The following is a 16,194-nucleotide window of genomic DNA, read 5'->3' as shown; positions in this document are numbered from 1 at the left end:
AGAAGCACAGAAGGGGGATTTCGTTATGCCTAATATTTGGACACATATTCTTTTTTGTGAAGAAATTGTTGATGAGATAACACAGACAAAAACAATTTCTAACCATGAGACAATCATGAAACTTGGTGCACAAGGGCCTGATCCCTTTTTCTATTATAAATTTTGGCCATGGTTAAAAGATGAGTCTGTTCAAAAAGTTGGCACTGCACTGCACACACGATACTGTGGAGATTTTTTAATCGATTTAATTAAAGCGGCTAGTACGTTGAATGGAAGCGTAAAAGCTTATGTTTTTGGATTCATCACCCACCATATATTAGACCGCAACACGCATCCTTATATCCATTATCGTGCAGGATATGAAGGCAGCAAACATCAAAAATTAGAAGTGTTTATAGATACATTGATGATGGAAAAATACCAAAACCTTAAGACATGGAAAACTCCTGTCTATAAAGAAATTGATGTTGGTATTTCGATTGATGAAGATATTCGTCATCTTCTTCATCGATTGGTTACAAAGTATTTTCCAGAATTCAATTTTAGTACCACACGATATATTCAAAAATCATACCGTGATATGAAATTTGCATTAAAGCTGTTAGCGGACCCATATGGATGGAAAAATGCACTTCTAAAATCAACCATTGCTTCCTACTCTCATCAACCGATTAGAGATGAGAAAGACTATCTTAATTTACACAATACAACCTGGTTTCATCCTGCGACGAACAAACCTTGTACACACAGTTTTCTTGACCTCTATCACCAAGCAAAGGTTGAAGCCATAGAAATATTAACAACTGTTAACGAGTATTGGAATTCAAGCAACGAATCGCTTTTGACAAAATTAACTGGACAGATTGGCAATATCTCTTATGATACCGGTAAATCACTTCACTTAGAATTAGAAAATAGATACAGTGAACCGATTGTATAACATAAACAGATGTTACTCACAACTAGGAAGTGCCTGAGGGGATAAACACGCTCTGAATAACTAGACCCCGAATCTCGACAAAGAGGTTCGGGGTCTTAACTATGTCTATTCTCTAATGTTATCGTTACATTTCAAGCGCTTTATTTATTTTGAGATAATATTAATTTTCTCATTCACCGCTGTTTGTCTTTGGGCATCCTCTATACCTTTGTCTATATCAACAAACTTTAATAATAAAATGCCTCCAACAAAAAATACGACTAACGAAATAATCCCTAACCTGCTTGATCCAGTCAACTGCCCGACAAATGCAAATAAAAATGGACCAAATATCGCTGCAAACTTTGAGGAAATTCCGTAGAATCCATAGAATTCAGCATGTTTATTTTCAGGAACCATCCTGCCGAATATAGAACGACTAAGTGATTGAGCCCCACCTTGGACCATTCCAACACATATTGCTAATAAGTAAAAATGAATGGCGGATGTCATAAAATACCCTAATATAACGATTCCTATATAAATATATAAGGAGAGACTTAGAGCTTTCTTTGCACTTATTTTTGTTGCCAGCCATCCAAAGAAAAAGGTACAAGGAATACCAACAAATTGAGTAATCAGCAATGCTGCAATTAAACTATTCCCGTCAATTCCTATATCTCTTCCATAGATGGTTGCCATCTTAATTATTGTTGAAATGCCATCATTATACATCCAAAAAGCAAGTAGGAAAATTAATAATTGCTTATAGTGCTTTAAATCTTTTATAGTTGAAGCAACGCGTGAAAAACCAATTGCCGCATACGACCTTTCACGATTCACTCGCTGCTTTTTCTCCTCCTTGATATTTCGAAAAAGCGGTAGTGAGAACAAAAACCACCATAGACCAACTGTTGCAAATGAAACCTGACTAGCTATGGTTGCATTAGCTAAGCCGAACCATTCATATTTTAAAATCATTAAAATATTTATAGCTAATAATAAGCCGCCGCCAATATATCCCCAAGCAAATCCTGCTGAGGAAACTTTATCAATTTCTTCTTCTTTGGCAATCTCTGGTAAGAATGCATCATAAAATACATTACCACCAGAAAAGCCTATCGTACCTATAATTAATAATAATGAAGCAAATAGATAGTCCCCTTCTCCAACAAAGGCTAATAAAATGCTTGCTAACATCCCCATGTAAGCGAAAAACCGTAGAAATTTTTTCTTTGCTGCCGAATAATCACTAATGGCACCTAATATTGGTGCAAGTATTGCTACGATTAACACTGCAATCGATTGAGAATACCCCCAAAAGCTGGCAGCTAAATTTTCATCGACGCCAACTGCAGCGACATCATAGTAAAAGACAGGAAGTACAGCCGCCATGATCGTTGTAGCAAAAGCAGAATTACCAAAATCGTACAGTACCCAGCTTCTCGTTATCTTCCTCATAAAATCCCCCCCTGTTTATCTTAAGAATATCAAATTAAGGTACAATCAAGAACTACTTTACAAAAAGTTTAAAAACAGGTGTACTGATTTATCATAAGCGTACCGTTATGTAAAAAGTCCTACCCATACACTAAAAAAAGCACCTTACCAGATAGGCAAGGCACTATATCTGTTAATGCTTATTCCCAAATAAAGTGTCTATAATGCTCACTTAATTTCAAAAAGCTATCCTCGTTACCTTCATCAATGGAACGATTTATTCGTTCCTCCAAAAATGCTTTATTATAATTAAAGCATAATTCATCTAAAAGCAGCCGGGAGGAAAACCTTAGCTCAAACGGAATTTCTCGTTTAGCTTTAATTCCTTTTCCACTATACCGATAAAACTGATAAACTGTCTTCTGCTTTTTCATGGAACACTTCCCCCTTGTTCCTTTTTACTATTATCTTAAATTTTTAGAATAATTGCAATAGGTAAAAGCAAGAAAAGTTAAATTCTTTTTAAGTAATTTTTACCTAACGAAACATCCTTACCTCCACTCAATACATATTGCTCAACGCTTTATTGTTTCTCTAGACTTACCATAGCACGCTTTGGTAGACTGTTTAAGTACAAATAAGGCTGTTAGATGGAGGCCCTTTACATGGTGAATTACTCAGATAACTTAAAAAAAGGTGAAAAAGGTGCATGGATAAGTATTTTCGCTTATATTAGCTTAGCTATTGGAAAATTAACCATAGCATCGTCTGGAAACTCAGACGCCTTACGAGCAGACGGTTTAAATAATACAACTGATGTCATTGCATCAATTGCTGTTCTAATCGGATTAAAGATTTCTCGGAAACCACCCGATGAAGATCATCACTACGGACATTTCCGGGCAGAAACAATTGCCTCCTTATTTGCAGCTTTTATTATGATGTTTGTAGGTATTCAAGTTATAATTGAAACATGCAAGACAGTCCTAAGCGGAAGCTATGCTCAACCTAATATGATAACTGCATGGACAGCGTTAATCGCAGCTATCGTTATGTTTGCTGTCTATTTCTATAATTTACGACTTTCCAAAAAAATACAAAGCAGCTCCCTTTATGCAGCTGCCCAAGATAATCGATCCGATGCGCTGGTTAGTATCGGAGCATTTATTGGTATTATTGGTGCTCAATTTGGTATTTATTGGCTCGATCCACTGGCTGGACTAATTGTGGGGCTAATCATTTGCAAAACAGCGTGGGGCATCTTTAAAGATTCTACACATACGTTGACGGATGGTTTTGACGAAAAACAAATCGAAAAAATAAGTAAAACTATCGAAAAAGACCCTGACGTAAGAAAGCTTGTAGAAATTAAGGGAAGAATACATGGAAACCAAGCATTCATCGATATTACGATCCTAGTAGATCCTAATCTCAATGTAGAAGAAAGCCACGCAATTACAGAACGTCTCGAAAATTATCTATATAAGAAACATAGTATTTCAAGGGCGCATATTCACATTGAACCCTATGTAACAAAAAACTAACGCATGAGTAGTCTAAACTCATGCGTTTGGCATTTCATTAAGTCAATAAAAACACAGTTGTAATTGCTGCAGCAACAACCAATATAACATTAACACCGATATATGCCAGGATAATTGCAACAACTCCACCGATAACCCCTATTAATGGTTGCTCTGGCTTAACGGACATAATTCCTGGAAAAATAAGAGCGCCTAGCGCTGCATAAGGAATGGCATTCAACCAACGATTCACCCAATCTCTAAATTGTAATTTATCTACTATAAAGGCAGGAACCATTCGTGGTAGCATGGTCACCATTGCCATACCGATAATAATTAGCAAAATCATCAGCGCTCCTCCTTCCATAAGAATATCCCGCTCATCCCGCCAATTATCGTTCCAAACACAATGGACCATCCAGTGCCTAAGCCTAATTGCAGACATAATCCATTAATTAACATAGCTAAAATTGCAATCACGGCTACCCGTTTATCTTTTTTCACAGAAGGAACTAGTAAACCAATAAACATGGCATAAAGGGCAATCCCCATACTTTGACTCAATTTTTCAGGAATGACTTCCCCTAAAATACCACCAGCAAAAGATCCAAATACCCATGATAAATAGGCAGTTAAAATGATGGTTGTATAGAATAATGCCCCTTTATCCTTATTCGCCTCTTCCGGATGAAGAGAAGTGACAGCAAAGGTTTCATCCGTTAACCCCATAGACATAGGAAGTTTCCATCTTATATCCATCCCCCTTAATCGATTCATAAAAGAAAGGCTCATTACAAAATGCCTGAAATTAAGTACAAAGGTTGCAATAATTATTTCTACTGCACCCGCACCGACCGCTATCATATTTGCTCCCATAAATTGACTTGCTCCAGCAAATACAAGCACACTCATTAATGTTAACTCTGTAATTGACATTCCGGCTTGTTTAGCCAATACACCGTACGTTAAGGCTATTGGTAAATACCCAACCATAATAGGGAAGCCTTTTGCGAATCCTTTTTGAATGATATCAATGGTTCCGTTTGTTCTTCCGTCTGCAGCTTTTATGTTCAAGACCTTCCCTCCCTTATATAATTCCTGTAATTATATCCTATATTATCAATTTTAAAAAGATTCAATTCCCCATTTTTCATGTTGACAAATTGGAATTTCCCAGTTATATTCAATATTAATCTTTAAAATAATATAGTGAAGACCTTAGAATGCATAGTAAATAGCTTCTGAGCAGTAACGAGAGACAGAGTGCTTGGTGAAAACTCTGGCAGGAAAACTATTGAATTACACATTCTTTGTAATAGGTCATAAGATAACGAGAGGCTGGTAATATTTTTCCAGCAATCAGGGTGGTAACGCGGAGAAAGCTTCGTCCCTATAGGGGCGAAGCTTTTTTTATTTTAGTTCCTTTTACATTGTTTGCAGAATAAGTCACTTATCTATTCTGAAGCATTCCATTGTTGTTAAATCGCCCAATGAGAATACCGGAGTTAAAAAGCCAACCATTTTTTAGAAATCGTTCTCTATTTATATCTAATACATGAAGGAGGAAAATCGATGTTTCCAATTCAACCTAAACACCGTCCGTCATTATCAGAATCCATTATCTTTTTCGTTGTCATTATAGCTCTTATAAGCTATTTTATTATTAAATTGGGAACCAATCCTCATATTCCAATTTTACTTGGTATTTTCATACTAATGGCATATGGGATAATCAAAAAAATATCTTTTCAAGACCTTCAGAATGGATTAATTGAAGGTGCGCGAACAGGCATGGGTGCAGTATTCTTATTCTTTCTTATTGGTATCTTAATCAGCAGCTGGATGATAAGTGGAACGATACCTGCTTTAATTAATCTTGGTTTTTCTTTTATCGGTGGTACTTGGTTTTATGCGATTGTATTCGCCATCACTTCTATCATTGGTGTATCAATGGGAAGTTCTTTAACTACAACGGCGACAATAGGTGTTGCTTTTATTGGTATGGGGAGTGCATTAGATGCCTCTATAGCTATTACTGCAGGAGCAATTGTCTCCGGGGCATTCTTCGGTGACAAAATGTCCCCATTATCGGATACAACTAACCTCGCTTCTACAGTTGTCGGTGTTGATCTGTTTGATCACATTAAGCATATCAGTTTGACAACAATACCGGCGTTTATTATTTCGTTTATACTTTTTGCCCTTCTGTCACCAAATGAAACGGTGGGGATGCAGAATGGGGAAGCTTATCAACAAGCTTTAGCAGAAACGGGCCTCATCCATTGGACTTCCTGGCTACCACTTATGGTCTTAATTATATGTACGTACTTTCGAATACCAGCGTTTATATCGATTGCAATAAGTAGTTTATTTGCTACGATTTTCGCAGCTTTTACAAGTGGACTAGCCTTAAGTGAAATATGGGGAATTTGGTTTAATGGCTATTCAGCATCTACAAATTTCGAGCCTGTTAATGAACTATTAACAAAAGGCGGAATTAACAGTATGCTTTTTACAATTTCACTTGTTATTCTAGCCTTAGGCTTTGGCGGCCTATTATTTGTTACAGGGATTATCCCAAGTCTTTTAACTGCATTACAGGAGAAATTAAGAAATATTCGATCTATTATTGTTTCCACAGCAGCCACAGCAATAGGTGTAAATGTATTGATTGGGGAACAATACCTTTCTATCATGCTTACTGGTGAAACATTTAAAACAGTTTATGCAAAGTCAAAATTGCCTAAAAAAGTATTATCTCGTACGCTTGAAGATGCAGGAACGGTTATCAATCCACTCGTTCCCTGGAGCGTATGTGGTGTATTTATCGCAGATGTTCTAGGTGTTCCAGTTTTAACTTATTTACCGTTTGCCTTCTTCTGTCTATTAAGTCCAATAATTACGATGATCTTCAGTGGTAAATCATTTGAAACAAAATCAAAAAAAATATAAAAAAAAGGCAGTTTGGAGTAAAAGATGCTCTCCGAACTGCCTTTTCCTATCCTACAAAATTATTTATCCTGATCTGTAAGTAGTAATGGCCCTTCTTTCGTAATAACAATGGTATGTTCGTATTGTGCAGAACGCCCTTCGTCAATTGTTCTAGCCGTCCAATTATTACGATCCATTTGACTGTGCCAAGATCCTTCATTAATCATTGGTTCAATGGTTATCACCATTCCCTCTTTGAGACGTAAGCCTTTATTAGGCAGTCCAAAATGGGGAATATGTGGATCTTCATGAAGTGTCGGTCCGATTCCATGACCAGTAAAATCACGTACTACTGAAAAACCTTCTCCTTCAGCATATTGTTGAATGGCATGCCCAATATCTCCTAGGCGGTTTCCCGCTTGCGCCTGTTCCACACCTTTATCAAGTGCGGTTTTGGTTACCTTCATTAATCGAAGACCTTTTTCATCTACATTCCCAACCGCGTACGTCCAGGCTGAGTCTGCTAAACCACCATCTAAATTAACAACCATATCGATAGTAACAATATCTCCATCTTCTAACTTTTCTTCTCGAGGGAAACCATGGCAGATTTCATCATTAATTGATGCACAAATTGCATAAGGATATCCATTATAACCTTTCTGCTCAGGTGTTGCCCCATGTTCTTTTAAAAAGTTCTCCGTAAACTCGTTTATCTCCATTGTAGTAATACCAGGTTTAATTATTTTGGCAATTTCTTTATGACAGTTAACAAGAATATCTCCTGCTGCCTGCATTTTTTCAATCTCTCGTTTACTTTTTCTCGTTATCATCTAATACTTCCTCTCTTCATACAAAATCTCCAATATATATATGTTAGAATAGCTTTAACGTACATGAAAGAAACAATACCCAACATAAAGTGTACCATAGTTTAATCTATTCATAAAAGCAATTAGAAATGAGGCGTAATCATGATTGAATTAACAAATATTCGTAAAGGTTTTCCTGGCAATAGCCGTGCCATTGACAACCTTTCGTTTACTGTCCCAGATGGAAAAATCGTTGGCTTTCTCGGCCCTAATGGAGCAGGGAAATCTACTACCATCAAAATGATAACTGGGATTCTGCCTATTGACGAAGGAAGTATTACTTTAAATGGATACAACATTAACCACCATCCGATTGAAGCAAAAAAATTATTCGGTTATGTTCCTGACCAACCAGACATGTTCCTACGATTAAGAGGAATCGAATATTTAAATTTTATCGGTGATATTTATGAGGTACCTGAACAGTTAAGACAACAACGAATCGAAAAGCTTACAAAGCAATTTCAAATTGATAAATCACTACATGATTATATCCTAAATTATTCACATGGAATGCGTCAGAAAATCATTATTAGTGGCGTATTACTACATGAACCTGCTATTTGGATCCTAGACGAACCATTAACAGGACTAGATCCAAAGTCCGCATATGTACTAAAAGACTTGATGCGTCAACATGCTGACAAAGGAAATACTGTCTTCTTTTCAAGTCATGGACTAGAAGTTGTAGAGCAGATATGTGATGTAGTTGCGATTATTAATAATGGGGAACTGCTCTTCTATGGTGATATGGACCAATTACATAAAGAATATCAAACCGATCAATCACTCGAAAATGTATTTTTGGAGTTGACAAATGATGAGTAAAACCTGGCTTTTAATGCGGATCATGCTAAAAATGCAATACTCGAAAGCTGGTAAGAGCCATTCGCAAATGTGGATTTTATTAATTGCATTTATCTTTTGTATTCCATTTGTGTTCTTATATATTGGGTTAATTAGGAGTATTGTTACAGTTCTTTTCGAATCCTTACAGCCGATAGGGCAGGAAACCGTTATTCTTGGGTTATTGTTTATTAGTATCCATGCAATCCTATTCTTTATGAGTTTCTTCACCATAATGAATACATTTTACTTTACAGAGGATATTCAATCGTTCATTCCTTTTCCCTTTCAGCCATATCAATTATTATTAGGTAAGGCAACTAACCCATTTTTATATTTATATTTAACGAATGGATTCCTGTTTCTTCCTTTTTACTTCATTTATGGGGGGGTGAGCAGTGCCTCTATATTCTATTACATACATGGGATTTTGAACTTTATACTATTGCCGTTCGTCCCTTTTTGTTTTGCAGCCATTATACTTATGATTGTCATGCGTTTTGTAAATGTTGCTAAAAACAAAGATCGTTCAAAAGTAATTGCTGGAATTGTATCTTTAGCATTTATTATTTTTATAAATGTCCTCATCCGTCTAAACACGGATACAGATAAGATAACCAATAACTTTGCGGATTACATTCAAAAAAACGATGGCTTACTAAACCAAATTACTGCATACTATCCACCAGCTTACTTCCAAACGAAATCCTTAACTGGGGCTGGAACATGGGAAGGAATACTCTGTTTACTTGCTGTTATTGCATTTACAATTGGATTATTCAGTTTATTCCTATGGGTAGGTCAGCAAACCTATCTAAAAGGAATGTTTGGAGCAGGAAATTCGAAAAAGCAAATAGTTGCTAAAAATACATTTAAAAAAGCTATAACACAACGACCAATTTGGGTTTCATTTATAAGAAAAGAATTACGAACGATTTTTCGCACTCCTTCGTTTTTACTGCAATGTGTGATACAGAGCTTGTTTGGTCCGATTTTTATCTTAATTATCCTATTGATGGATTCATCCAATGAAGCTTTTGCTGCCTTTTTTGATAACTTGTCAAGCAAACAAACGATTTTACTTTTGTTTTTAGCATCAATTATTTTACTAGGTACGAACGCAACTTCTTTGTCTTCCATTTCAAGGGAAGGAAAGAATTGGTTTGTACATATGTATTTTCCGATAAGTATAAAACAAATACTGTTTTATAAAATAATGACAGCTTGGCTGCTTAACTTAATATTGATAGGATTATTGCTAATCATCGGAAGTTTTTTATTCCAATTGTCTCCCTTATATATTGGAAGTTGGGCCATTTTAATGTTCATTGCTAGCTGGTTAACAAGTACTTTTGGAACATATCTGGACTTCAGCAATCCAAAATTAACTTGGACAGACGAACAAGAAGTCTTTAAATCAAGATTTATTAGTTTGATTGCGCTCTTTATCTATTTTGGAATGTTTGGTGGGCTTGTATTAATTATTTGGAATTCAGCTAGTATTCATGGTCTATTTCTAACATTTCTTAGTATCATGATTGCCTTAGTCCTTGTCAATGGTTTGGTATTAAAGCTAATTCAATCAAAAATTCGAGCAAAACATCAACACTATATCTAGAAATAATAAAAAAATGCAGGGGAAAACCCTGCATTTTTTATTAGCAACAGCCGCCATAGCCACCGCCGTAGCCACCACCATCTGAATAGGCAGTACCAATAATGATTAGTAAAATAAACAATACTACAAGTAGCGCGAAACCGCCGCCATAGCCAAAACCGCCTTCACTCATGCATTTCGCCTCCTCTTTCACTGAATAATTCATTTTATGCTAAAGATAAAATAATGGGAGGGAAATTAGCTTATATGGGCTTTAAATTTTACATGCTCCATCTAAATATGCAAGCAGTAGCGTTACCTATCATTTCCCACTGTTGTAATGAATGAACGATGCGTTGACACCTAAATGTCTTCCCCTCTACTTGTCTTATTTGTTTACACAAAAAGGCTTCTCGTTAGCGAGGAATCAAACTTGAAAAAATTCTCTACCTAACTTTAAGAAATATTATAAGTATTGGTTCACGTGATATATTTTTCCATTCGTGATTTTAGACTCATCAACCATAATATCTACAAGCACTCCACCAACCTTCTCTGTATTTTTCAATTGGTTTTTGTCCTTGTATTCCTTAAACTTCTCCACTGCTGCAAAGGATTCTTTTGAGCTCGAGCGAATTGCTTCTTGCATAGCCGTATCCATTATACCTGGACTAAATGCAATAACTTTGTTTTTCGTTGCTAACTTTTCTTGCTCTAACGCGACGGTTTGCGTATACATATTAATACTAGCTTTTGAACTGCAATATGCACTCCATCCATATGATGGCTTTTCCGCTGCACCTGATGTAACGGTAAGTCCAATCATCGGTACATTTTCTGCATGCGCATATTTTAAAAATATGTTCGTAGTTGCCATAGGTGCTAATACATTTACTTGAAAATGATATGCCAAGTCAGATGAGGAAATATTCATTGCATGATCAATTGGTTCAATTGCTGCGGCATTGTTAACTAAATAGATACTCGTCGGTTTCTCTTGTGTAAGTTTCATTGCGAGAGATTCGATTGTTTCATTGACTGCTTCCATATCACCTAAATCACAGCTAATATTTGTGTAATTCACCTTTTTATCGGATGCATAGGCCTCTAAATTAGAGGATTTATTACGTGAAATACCAACAACATGAACTCCTTGATTCATAAATTTTTTTGCTACACTTTCCCCTAAACCTCTTGAGACTCCTGTTACTACCGCATATTTCATACGTTATCCTCCTTTTCATTAATAAACTACAGTTGGAAATAACGAAAAGGGTCCTTGCCGCTAGAGAAAGGACCCAAATATTTATAATCCTGCTTTTATTGATTACCTACTTCATTCCAATAATATATAAGGGTTTCCATCCCTTTATCAAAACTATCAATTGGAAAGCTTTCATTTGGCGAATGAAGCCGATCGTCTGGTGTTCCAAAACCTAACAATACAATTGGCATTTGATAGATTGCTTCGATCCACTCCACCACAGGAATGGATCCACCCATTCTAACAAAAACAGTCTCTTTATTAAATGCCTTCGTGTAGGCAGTTGCAGCTTTGGTAATTAATGGATGGTTTGGTTCTACTTTATAAGCTTTCGCAGATAACTTTTCCTTTTTAACATCTACTGTAACTCCTGCAGGGGCAACATTCATTACATGTTCCTCTAACAGCTGTTGAATTTTAACAGGATCTTGTCCAGGGACTAACCGGCACGTAATCTTAGCTGTAGCTGTTGAAGGAATAATTGTTTTTGTTCCTTCTCCTTGATACCCACCGTACATACCATTAACTTCAAATGTAGGACGACCCATCGTATGTTCTTTAGCCGTGTAACCTTTCTCTGAAGCAGTCTCGTTAACTCCTGTTGCTTCAGAATAGCTTTCTCCTGGAACCTGATCAATCAGCTTTTTTTCTTCTTCCGCAAGCGGCTCTACACCGTCATAAAAACCCTCGACGGTAATCACTTCTTCTTCGTTCTTCATGGAGGCAAGTATATGACTTAGAGCCATCAATGGATTCCGAATTGCACCGCCATACATTCCTGAATGTAAATCGTGGTCCGGGCCAGTGACATTGATTTCGATTCCGGTAAAGCCTTTCAATCCATATAAGATGGTTGGTTGATTCTTAGCGACCATACCAGAATCGGATATAACGGCAAAATCTGCCGCGAATTGTTCTTTTTTTGAGTGAAGCACTTCATATAAATTCTCGCTGCCTATTTCTTCTTCTCCCTCTATACATACTTTAACATTCAGCGGGAGCTTCCCCTCCGCTTTCAAATACGCTTCAAATACAGCAAGATGCATAAACACTTGTCCCTTATCATCACTAGCACCTCGAGCATATAATCGGCCATCTCTTACTTCTGGCCGAAATGGATGACTATCCCATAGTTCAAGAGGATCTGCTGGCTGTACATCGTAATGGCCATAAAAAAGTACAGTTGGCGCATTGGAACCAGCCCTGTTGTATTCGCCATAGACGAGAGGATGACCCGAAGTTGCTTGTTTCTCAGCAAAATCGAAGCCAATATCATGTAAATACGTAACGATAAAATCCGCAGCATGATGAATATCTTCTTTATGTGCACGATCCGTACTTACACTCGGAATTTCCAAAAAATTTGATAATTTGTTTAGTAATTGTTCTCGATTATTTTTTAAATACACGAGCGCTTTTTCACTCATTCGAAAGCCTCCTACTTGAAAATTCTAATATGTATCATTTTACCATATACATTTACAAAACACCTATTGGACAATACCGCTGACATAATAAAAAAGGCAGCAATAGCTGCCTTGTCTATCTATTCCAGTGCCTGTTCCAAATCCTCAATTAAATCTTCACTATCTTCAATACCTATGGATAAGCGAATTAAGCCATCTGTAATACCCAGCTCTTGCCTCCGCTCCCTCGGGATCGATGCATGTGTCATTTTTGCAGGGACTGAGATCAAACTTTCTACCGCTCCCAAACTTTCTGCCAAAGTAAAGTAGTTTACTTTTTCAATCACTGTCTCTGCTGCCTTACTACTTCCAACATCAAATGAAACCATCCCTCCAGAGCCTTTTGCCTGCTGCATTGCTATTTCATGGCCTTGATGTTTCTTAAGTCCAGGATAATAAACCTTCGTTACCTGTGGATGACTTTCAAGAAAAGCTACAAGTTTTCTCGTATTTGCCTCAATTGCCTCCATGCGTAGACCTAGAGTTTTAATCCCTCGCATTAATAGCCAAGCATCTTGTGGCCCTAATATTGCTCCCACAGAGTTTTGGATAAAATGAATTTGTTCAGCAAGCTTCTCGGAATTAACAACTACAAGTCCAGCTACTACATCACTATGCCCACCTATATATTTCGTTGCACTATGCAATACTATATCAGCACCCAAATCTAATGGTAATTGCCAATAAGGAGTAGCGAACGTATTATCCACAATAAGGAGTAAGTCGTGTTTTTTGGCAATAGCGGCCATTTTCTGTAAATCGGTAATTTTTAAAAGCGGATTCGTAGGTGTCTCAATAAACAAAGCCTTTGTATTTGGTTTTATCGAATCTTCTACTTTTTTTGGATTACTTGTATCTACAAATGTATGACTTAAGTCAAATCGATTCAATACATTTGTCATCATCCGATAAGAACCACCATAAACATCGTCTGTTAATAGTACATGGTCACCAGTATTAAATAACATCATTACTGATGTTATTGCTGCCATTCCAGAGCCGAAAGCAAAACCTGCCTGACCATTTTCTAAATCAGCAATTACCTCTTCCAGCGCATTCCGAGTAGGATTACCGGTCCGAGAATATTCATATCCGCGATGTTGACCAACGTTGTTTTGCTCATAGGTACTTACTTGATATATAGGTACTGAAACCGCACCTGTTTGCTTATCACCAGTAATACCACCATGAACCATTTTTGTTTTTCTTCGCATTCCGATTCTCCTTCATACATTAAAGCAGCTGAGTTGAAAACCGCTTTTCTTATTCTTTTCTTTTATCTAGGATAAATATCCTTGCTTAAATAACGATCACTTCCATCTGGAAATACTGTCACAATCGTTGTGCCTGGAGAGGCAAGCTCTGCTTCCTTCAGTGCGGCATACATTGCAGAACCAGAAGAACTCCCAACGAGTAATCCTTCTTTTTCCGCCAAGGTTTTAACTAAATCAAAAGCATTATCATCCGGTACAGTATAAACCAGATCTATCAGGGAATGATCCATATATTCAGGAAAAAATTCCATTCCAATACCTTCAGTCCGATGAGACCCAGACTCACCACCGCCAATAATTGAACCTTCTGGCTCTACAATAACCGCTTTTAATTGTTTATTCCTTTCTTTCATGTATCTGGTCGTTCCCATAAACGTTCCAGCAGACCCTGCTCCAGCAACAAATATATCTACTTTCCCTTCTAAGTCTGACCAAATTTCTGGAGCCATTGTTTGATAATAGGTAGTTGGATTAGCTTCATTAGTAAATTGCTGTGGAGAGTAACTATTCGGTATCTCCCCTAATAACTGCTCCGCCTTCTGTATTGCACCTTTCATTCCTAATTCCCGAGGAGTAGAAACAATCGTTGCTCCTAAAGCTCTCATCAGTGTTTGTTTTTCAGTACTAAAATGTTCTGGTACACATAAGATAACGGAAAGATTATGTGATATTGCCGCAATCGCTAAACCAATACCGGTATTTCCAGCTGTCGGTTCAATAATGGTACCACCTGGATGGATTCTCTCTTTCGTTAAGGCATCCTGAATTAACGCAACTCCTAATCGATCCTTAATGCTTCCTCCAGGATTTAGAAACTCTAATTTAGCATATAAATGGACATCCTTTGGTAATGAAAAGTTCGTTAACTCAAGTAATGGGGTATCTCCGATAATATGCTGAATCGACTTGTAAACTGTCATCCATTTCTCCTGCCTTTAGAATACTTGATGCCATTCGTTCCGATGATCTAACATTTCCTGGGCAATTTTTTTTGCCCCTTCTAAGCTATGATTTGCTGCCCAGCCACATTGTACCTCATTGCAAGCAGGTACTTCCCGGGCTTCTAGAACGTCGTTTAAGGTGTGTTCAAAGGCCTCTAATACTTCCTCATATTGATCACGATTCATAATAGATAAATAAAAGCCAGTCTGGCATCCCATAGGACCAATATCTAATACATTATCCATATGATTACGGATATTCTCTGCCATTAAATGTTCAATGGAGTGTAATCCATCCATATCCATATGTTCCTTATTAGGTTGTTTAAACCGAATATCATATTTATATACTTTATCCCCATTAGCCCCTTCTGTAACGCCAACTAAACGAACATATGGTGCCTTCACTTTTGTATGATCAAGATTAAAACTTTCTACATTCATTTTTTTTGCCATGATAACCGCTCCTTTTCGAAATATACTATTTTTTCGTAGCTACGATTAACCAAACGAAGTCATTCATTTGTTTCATTGCTATATCAAAATTATACAAGGTGAAGATACTTTTTAAAACCGTTACTGTTGGATAATACTCCCGTTGTAGGTCTTCTGCAAGATCCATATAACCATGTTTTTTTGCATGATCTATTTCCTTGTGTTTTTTTTCTTCAGTAATGAACACGGTGTCTCCAAATACTACTTTTCCACCTATTGGCAGCAATTCTGAAAACTGTTTAATAGCACTCTCCTTTTCCGTATCCGTTAAGTGATGAAACGCATAGGTGCTTACAATGGTGTCTACCTTTTCTGTGAAAGCTGGAAAGTGAAGGAAGTCCCCTTCGACTATTTGGACATTTGGAAGTTTTTTATTAGCAATTTCACGCATCGCTAACGATGGTTCAACTCCGACAAACTCATGCCCTGCTTCAATGAGCTTTTGAGATAAATTCCCAGTCCCTATTCCAAACTCTAACACGCTGCCTTCCGTATAGGAAACCACTGTATCTAAAATATGATTGTAGTTAGCAAAGACACGTGCATATTGCGGATCCATCCCTGCCACACTGTCATCGTATTGATTTGCCCAATCATCAAAAATCGATAGAAACTCTCTCCCCATG

At 37.0% G+C, this 16,194-nt stretch carries 17 protein-coding genes; 5 read left to right on the top strand and 12 right to left on the bottom strand.

The window, feature by feature from the left end:
• The first annotated feature begins 25 nt into the window (after positions 1–25).
• A complete protein-coding gene (locus JKP73_RS16485; RefSeq protein WP_021292186.1) occupies positions 26–940 on the top strand; it encodes a zinc dependent phospholipase C family protein in 915 nt (304 codons plus the stop codon).
• A 144-nt stretch (positions 941–1,084) separates the two neighbouring features.
• On the opposite strand, the gene JKP73_RS16480 is transcribed toward JKP73_RS16485, so the two are convergent.
• Both JKP73_RS16480 and JKP73_RS16475 read right to left on the bottom strand, forming a co-directional pair.
• Entirely contained in the window at positions 1,085–2,380 is a 1,296-nt protein-coding gene (locus tag JKP73_RS16480) for an MFS transporter (RefSeq protein WP_021292185.1), read from the bottom strand.
• A gap of 179 nt (positions 2,381–2,559) precedes the next feature.
• Entirely contained in the window at positions 2,560–2,793 is a 234-nt protein-coding gene (locus JKP73_RS16475; RefSeq protein ID WP_021292184.1) for an IDEAL domain-containing protein, read from the bottom strand.
• Positions 2,794–3,027: 234 nt separating this feature from the next.
• On the opposite strand from JKP73_RS16475, the gene JKP73_RS16470 reads away from it, so the two are divergent.
• The gene (locus JKP73_RS16470) at positions 3,028–3,903 is read left to right on the top strand and encodes a cation diffusion facilitator family transporter (protein ID WP_031335764.1); all 876 of its coding nucleotides are present in this window, start codon (positions 3,028–3,030) and stop codon (positions 3,901–3,903) included.
• A 37-nt stretch (positions 3,904–3,940) separates the two neighbouring features.
• Here the strand turns inward: JKP73_RS16470 and JKP73_RS16465 are convergent, their stop codons facing one another.
• Positions 3,941–4,231: an AzlD domain-containing protein gene (locus JKP73_RS16465; RefSeq protein WP_021292182.1), complete on the bottom strand. Its 291-nt coding sequence runs from the start codon at positions 4,229–4,231 to the stop codon at positions 3,941–3,943.
• The gene (locus JKP73_RS16460) at positions 4,231–4,950 is read right to left on the bottom strand and encodes an AzlC family ABC transporter permease (RefSeq protein ID WP_031335763.1); all 720 of its coding nucleotides are present in this window, start codon (positions 4,948–4,950) and stop codon (positions 4,231–4,233) included. Before JKP73_RS16460 ends, JKP73_RS16465 begins: the two co-directional genes overlap by 1 nt.
• Positions 4,951–5,454: 504 nt before the next feature.
• Between JKP73_RS16460 and nhaC the strand changes: the two genes are divergently transcribed.
• Positions 5,455–6,834: a Na+/H+ antiporter NhaC gene (nhaC, locus tag JKP73_RS16455; RefSeq protein ID WP_021292180.1), complete on the top strand. Its 1,380-nt coding sequence runs from the start codon at positions 5,455–5,457 to the stop codon at positions 6,832–6,834.
• A gap of 59 nt (positions 6,835–6,893) precedes the next feature.
• Here nhaC and map read toward each other — a convergent pair whose 3' ends face one another.
• Positions 6,894–7,646, bottom strand: coding sequence for a type I methionyl aminopeptidase (gene map / locus JKP73_RS16450; RefSeq protein ID WP_021292179.1), 753 nt, complete (start codon positions 7,644–7,646; stop codon positions 6,894–6,896).
• A gap of 141 nt (positions 7,647–7,787) precedes the next feature.
• Between map and JKP73_RS16445 the strand changes: the two genes are divergently transcribed.
• Both JKP73_RS16445 and JKP73_RS16440 read left to right on the top strand, forming a co-directional pair.
• Entirely contained in the window at positions 7,788–8,513 is a 726-nt protein-coding gene (locus JKP73_RS16445) for an ABC transporter ATP-binding protein (protein WP_021292178.1), read from the top strand.
• A complete protein-coding gene (locus JKP73_RS16440; RefSeq protein ID WP_021292177.1) occupies positions 8,503–10,149 on the top strand; it encodes a putative ABC transporter permease subunit in 1,647 nt (548 codons plus the stop codon). The genes JKP73_RS16445 and JKP73_RS16440 overlap by 11 nt, the downstream gene beginning before the upstream one ends.
• A gap of 40 nt (positions 10,150–10,189) precedes the next feature.
• Here JKP73_RS16440 and JKP73_RS16435 read toward each other — a convergent pair whose 3' ends face one another.
• The 7 genes from JKP73_RS16435 to JKP73_RS16405 form a co-directional block, all read right to left on the bottom strand.
• A complete protein-coding gene (locus JKP73_RS16435; protein WP_021292176.1) occupies positions 10,190–10,321 on the bottom strand; it encodes a YjcZ family sporulation protein in 132 nt (43 codons plus the stop codon).
• Positions 10,322–10,594: 273 nt separating this feature from the next.
• A complete protein-coding gene (locus JKP73_RS16430) occupies positions 10,595–11,353 on the bottom strand; it encodes a (S)-benzoin forming benzil reductase (RefSeq protein WP_038245666.1) in 759 nt (252 codons plus the stop codon).
• 95 nt (positions 11,354–11,448) lie between these two features.
• A complete protein-coding gene (locus JKP73_RS16425; protein ID WP_021292174.1) occupies positions 11,449–12,819 on the bottom strand; it encodes a dipeptidase in 1,371 nt (456 codons plus the stop codon).
• 119 nt (positions 12,820–12,938) lie between these two features.
• A complete protein-coding gene (locus tag JKP73_RS16420) occupies positions 12,939–14,072 on the bottom strand; it encodes a bifunctional cystathionine gamma-lyase/homocysteine desulfhydrase (protein WP_021292173.1) in 1,134 nt (377 codons plus the stop codon).
• A 62-nt stretch (positions 14,073–14,134) separates the two neighbouring features.
• Positions 14,135–15,052: a PLP-dependent cysteine synthase family protein gene (locus tag JKP73_RS16415; RefSeq protein WP_021292172.1), complete on the bottom strand. Its 918-nt coding sequence runs from the start codon at positions 15,050–15,052 to the stop codon at positions 14,135–14,137.
• Between the two features lie 15 nt (positions 15,053–15,067).
• Complete coding sequence (locus JKP73_RS16410; protein ID WP_021292171.1) at positions 15,068–15,529, bottom strand: S-ribosylhomocysteine lyase; 462 nt, start codon at positions 15,527–15,529, stop codon at positions 15,068–15,070.
• A gap of 25 nt (positions 15,530–15,554) precedes the next feature.
• Positions 15,555–16,193 (bottom strand): class I SAM-dependent DNA methyltransferase, encoded by a 639-nt coding sequence (locus tag JKP73_RS16405; RefSeq protein WP_021292170.1) that lies wholly within the window; start codon positions 16,191–16,193, stop codon positions 15,555–15,557.
• Position 16,194 lies beyond the last annotated feature (1 nt).

It is taken from the genome of Virgibacillus salexigens (assembly GCF_014905415.1).
Classification (GTDB): domain Bacteria; phylum Bacillota; class Bacilli; order Bacillales; family Amphibacillaceae; genus Virgibacillus; species Virgibacillus salexigens.
This window is presented reverse-complemented; position numbering and strand designations above follow the sequence as displayed.

Coding starts and splice junctions, on each gene's coding strand:
- JKP73_RS16485 (WP_021292186.1), top strand. CDS start 26: ATGCCTAATATTTGGACACATATTCTTTTTTGTGAAGAAATTGTTGAT.
- JKP73_RS16480 (WP_021292185.1), bottom strand. CDS start 2,380: ATGAGGAAGATAACGAGAAGCTGGGTACTGTACGATTTTGGTAATTCT.
- JKP73_RS16475 (WP_021292184.1), bottom strand. CDS start 2,793: ATGAAAAAGCAGAAGACAGTTTATCAGTTTTATCGGTATAGTGGAAAA.
- JKP73_RS16465 (WP_021292182.1), bottom strand. CDS start 4,231: ATGATTTTGCTAATTATTATCGGTATGGCAATGGTGACCATGCTACCA.
- nhaC (WP_021292180.1), top strand. CDS start 5,455: ATGTTTCCAATTCAACCTAAACACCGTCCGTCATTATCAGAATCCATT.
- map (WP_021292179.1), bottom strand. CDS start 7,646: ATGATAACGAGAAAAAGTAAACGAGAGATTGAAAAAATGCAGGCAGCA.
- JKP73_RS16445 (WP_021292178.1), top strand. CDS start 7,788: ATGATTGAATTAACAAATATTCGTAAAGGTTTTCCTGGCAATAGCCGT.
- JKP73_RS16440 (WP_021292177.1), top strand. CDS start 8,503: ATGATGAGTAAAACCTGGCTTTTAATGCGGATCATGCTAAAAATGCAA.
- JKP73_RS16435 (WP_021292176.1), bottom strand. CDS start 10,321: ATGAGTGAAGGCGGTTTTGGCTATGGCGGCGGTTTCGCGCTACTTGTA.
- JKP73_RS16430 (WP_038245666.1), bottom strand. CDS start 11,353: ATGAAATATGCGGTAGTAACAGGAGTCTCAAGAGGTTTAGGGGAAAGT.
- JKP73_RS16425 (WP_021292174.1), bottom strand. CDS start 12,819: ATGAGTGAAAAAGCGCTCGTGTATTTAAAAAATAATCGAGAACAATTA.
- JKP73_RS16420 (WP_021292173.1), bottom strand. CDS start 14,072: ATGCGAAGAAAAACAAAAATGGTTCATGGTGGTATTACTGGTGATAAG.
- JKP73_RS16415 (WP_021292172.1), bottom strand. CDS start 15,052: ATGACAGTTTACAAGTCGATTCAGCATATTATCGGAGATACCCCATTA.
- JKP73_RS16410 (WP_021292171.1), bottom strand. CDS start 15,529: ATGGCAAAAAAAATGAATGTAGAAAGTTTTAATCTTGATCATACAAAA.
- JKP73_RS16405 (WP_021292170.1), bottom strand. CDS start 16,193: ATGGGGAGAGAGTTTCTATCGATTTTTGATGATTGGGCAAATCAATAC.